General features: G+C 49.5%; 3 protein-coding genes. All 3 read right to left on the bottom strand.

The genetic code is table 11. The features are described 5' to 3' along the window. Positions 1-197: 197 nt before the first annotated feature. The 3 genes from AC6R19_RS22610 to AC6R19_RS22600 all read right to left on the bottom strand — a co-directional run bounded on the left by AC6R19_RS22610 (position 198) and on the right by AC6R19_RS22600 (position 3,318). Positions 198-656 carry a DUF6980 family protein gene (locus tag AC6R19_RS22610; protein ID WP_500582129.1) on the bottom strand — a complete coding sequence of 153 codons (459 nt, stop codon included), beginning with the start codon at positions 654-656 and terminating at the stop codon, positions 198-200. A 1,168-nt stretch (positions 657-1,824) separates the two neighbouring features. After that, positions 1,825-2,769, bottom strand: coding sequence for a hypothetical protein (locus tag AC6R19_RS22605; RefSeq protein WP_500582128.1), 945 nt, complete (start codon positions 2,767-2,769; stop codon positions 1,825-1,827). Positions 2,770-2,913: 144 nt separating this feature from the next. After that, positions 2,914-3,318, bottom strand: a complete 405-nt coding sequence (locus tag AC6R19_RS22600) for a hypothetical protein (RefSeq protein ID WP_500582127.1) — start codon at positions 3,316-3,318, stop codon at positions 2,914-2,916. Positions 3,319-3,887: the final 569 nt, after the last annotated feature.

Raw genomic sequence — 3,887 nt, 5'->3', positions numbered from 1 at the left:
AATACTAACCCTGTTGCCAGCGCAACCGCAGGTAGCCAGTACACCAAGGCAAACTCAGCGATTATCAGAACTTTAACCCACGACTTAATTTCGCTCATATATGGTTAACGCTGAGCTTAGCGGCGACCTTGTAATGGAGGCGAAGCCGCAATGAAAAGGGCGTCCGGCGGCCATCGGCCGCGTACTACAGCGACTGGTTAGCTGGATTGACGCCACAGCTTGGATTCAAACTCCTCAGGTATTTCTTGTTCACACGGGTCATCAAACCCCATGGACTCGAGGGTATCAAACCACAAGTCTCTTTTGCTCTTGGGCAGTTGAGTGCCGCACCAAGGGCAGTTATTTATGACCATCTGACTGAGACCATCACCATGGGGAATTGAATACTCATCGAACACTTCATCGTATCGAATTGTGGCATCGTCACAATCTTTTGGATCTGCATGTTGCTCGCAATAAAACTCAGCATACTGCGCCATATGAACACAGGGGTAATCGGCGACCTTCACTCCCCTTTGTTCGAGTGTGGCAGCGAGAGCTGCATCGGCACATGCTGAGCACTCACGAAGATGATCTAGAGCATTCGCCTGGAGCTCATAGTCCAAATTAGCAATGTCGCCTTCGATCCAGTATTTCTTGAAGTCCCTACAGTCCATAGTTCCCCTGACAGCTAACGCCCGCCATAAGCGGCCGAGTGGAACGAGGTCCGGCGCACGAAGTGCGCGAACTTAATGGCTTGGTTAGGCATTTCCTTGCTCGAATCTTATACCCATCGTCATTGGCGGAAATACATGCCTGATTATAATTTTGCTTCCGTTCTCTAGAGCTATGATGTATTGGTTTATGACATCCTCTCCCAAGCAATCAGTTTGAACCACCTCCTCCACCCTCATCGGAAGGCAAGAGATCTTGAAGAGTGACGGAAGATTCACAGCTTCTATCTCTTCCAGCGACAACCCGAGACCTGGGTAGCGGCCCGTAGTTTCTACCTCACATGGCTGGACCAAGAAAATCGACTGGTCGTCAAAGACCAAATTAACGTCATAGCAAATCAGAAAGCCTTCATTGGTGTCGTCCTGCCAAGCAGGATGAACCTTGTCGTGGCTTTTCCCAACACGAATTTCCACAAGGCACTTTCGATCTAAACGCATACTCTCGATCATAGATATGCCTAACGAGGCTGTAGAAAAAGATCGGATCCTTCCTGAAGCCTCAAATTGTTCAATATTTATACCGAAAATCGCACTCTCTCGTAAAATCGAGGGCACTTTGCATCAGAAAAATCACCAGATTTCACGTAGGAACGCGAACACCCCATACCGTCAGACTTTTGCTACAGCCTCAACGCGAAGGTAACCGGCACCGGAGCGAAGCGCAGGGAACCAGAACCCGCCAGGGTTATGGTGTCCGGTTGACCGTATGGTTAAGGGCCGGTTACCCGTTTGTCTGTTTGGGCACCCAATGCGGAATGCCTACTCCCTGATACCTTGCACCAACCCGACCGATGGCGCCAGGAACCAGGGCACCGAATGAGCGGTTGTTGGCAAATGGATGCGCTGAATTGCCCTGCGACCGGAACGCCAGAGTTTTTACCAACGCTACCGCCAGACTGTGCAACCAAACCGGACAGCATAGTTTGACAGCCTTGGTTGCCCCGACATTTTCAGCATAGGCACCGGCTGTGCGCCAAGGCCATGCAACCAAGCCCCGGCCAAACACCCAACCTATGAACACCACAGCCAAGGCCTTTAACGCCGCCAACACACGCGGCTTTGTAGTGGAGGCGAAGCCGGAACGGAAAAGCCGTCGTTGTGGTTGGCTTTGTTATAGCCCACTTGAATGCCGCACCTTTTCCAGCCGTCCGCCTTCAAATCTTTTTAACACAGACGGCCTATCAATGGCATTGCTACCAGACTGCTGAGCCTTATCGATAGCGCTATTCAGAAAATCAAAAATTGCGTCGCCGGGAGGGGTGCAAGACTTTATACAGTCATCAAGAACCGCCTGAGCATCAGTTTCGTGTTCTGCTCTCATACCAAGTACCGCCACCTGGTTCCAATGTATCTCCGCCTTCTTCGCGAAGACTTCATATATACCATTATCATCTGGAGCTTTATCCATTCGAAACGTATACAACCTATGTTCCCTGCTTACTGGGCAATAGATACCAGCTGCAAAATCTGTTTGCATTTGCTGCAAGGATTTAGCGTCGAGTTTGTATCTTCTTGCTGATCTCAGAGATTCGTTTATGGAGTATAGAATGTTGTCCGCAATCACATCTGCCGTTAGAAGGGCATCAATGTCCTGTGGTAAAAACATATCGTCACCCCACTGATCCACACCTTGCCCTTGCTCAAGATCGTTCTTCTGACAATGCCGGATCACGCAATATTCTCCGGGAGAGCTACTGCCTCTTCGGTAACTTATACGAAGTTTCCCGAGGTGTTCCGTTATGCTATTTAAGACATGCTGAGCTGTAAGAGTGCTTCCAGCAAACGCGATGAAACACGACGTTTCCAAGTAAGTGGTTCGATAGCTATGGAAATATGCACCCAAAAAGTATGGCCTCCATACCTTTACGGGCACTTCGTAAGACTTTCTAAATCCGCTTAGAAGGGTCACTCCTGTATCCGAAGTGGTTATTGCGGTGTCGGTGGCCACCAAAAGACCATTCGGTTCTAAAGGCGTTTTCTTGTCCTTTCCAGCGTCCTCATTCCACACGAAATTTAGGCTTGGCCTTAAGTCGTGACTAACGATAACGAGTGTCATGCAGGCTCCATTGTATGAAAGCTATAACGCCGCGCTCAGCCGCGGCTAACTTTGGGCGCTTTATGCGCGAAAATGGGAGCGAAGCGACCGCGCATAAAGTACACAAAGTTAGCCGTCGGTCTGCAGCACTTCGTTAGGAGATGCCTACCCACCTATGTTTATATGGGATTTTATCTCAATGTTGTTTCCTTGGCAGACAGGAGGGTTATGAATTGAAGAAAATGCGACATCTTCAATAACACCCTGCTCTGCTGGAGTTTTTAAAATTACTGTATCCGAAACCTCAAAGACAACTTCAGGACGACTTAGCCAATCCCAATCTACTTCTACTGGAATCGGGATTTTATTTTTCGGAGAATAAATTTTTAGTTCTGATAGCGTGGAAGGCCAAACTTTATTCTCGCAATAATGTTGTGCCAACTTTACCCCCACAGCAATGTGTTGATTACCATTCTCGGTCATCTTGTCAATCTTCGCTTGATCTTCAGGGCTAACTGATGCACAAGAGGCCAAAATAAAACAAATACCAACTATTGAAAAATACTTCATAACTTTATTGTTCTCCTAACGTTGCCAACTGCGGCAGCCGGAGCGTATTTTGCGCGAAGCGCTTTGCGTAGGCTGTCCGTCAGCTTGGCCTGGTTATTGCGGGCGGTGTCCGAACTCGCTAATGGCACTCTGCCCGTAGCGCAGCGGAGGGCCGCCGCCCGATAAAAAGAGGAAAGATCTCTGTGCTTTCCTCATCTTTCTTCAAATTTTCCTTACTGGCAAGCCAAGATGCTACTCAGAGATTGTCGGCGCCTGGAGCTTTAACGAAAGCACCAGGAACGGAGCTTAGAGCGTTGGACGCCCGCATTACTTGCAGCCGGTTGGCCCAAAAAGCACTCCGGATTTTCCGATCTCTCGCGCCAATATTCTGCTTCCGAACCCGCCCCAATAACGTTGCCAGCAGAGGCGGCCTACGCTGTTTATGCGCGCAGCGCATAGCGTAGGCCGTCCTGCGGAGGTGTAGTGGTCAAGTGATTTAGGCCACCGTCTTTTGAGTTTTCCAGTAGGCCTGCTCTGCCACATTGGGCGGCAACCCGTCGTTGTGCTTATGCGGCCGCAACGCGCTGTAA

The organism is Microbulbifer sp. SE14 (assembly GCF_059834885.1).
The sequence above is the reverse complement of the archived record's forward strand: the minus strand, read 5'-3'. Positions and strand labels throughout refer to the sequence as shown.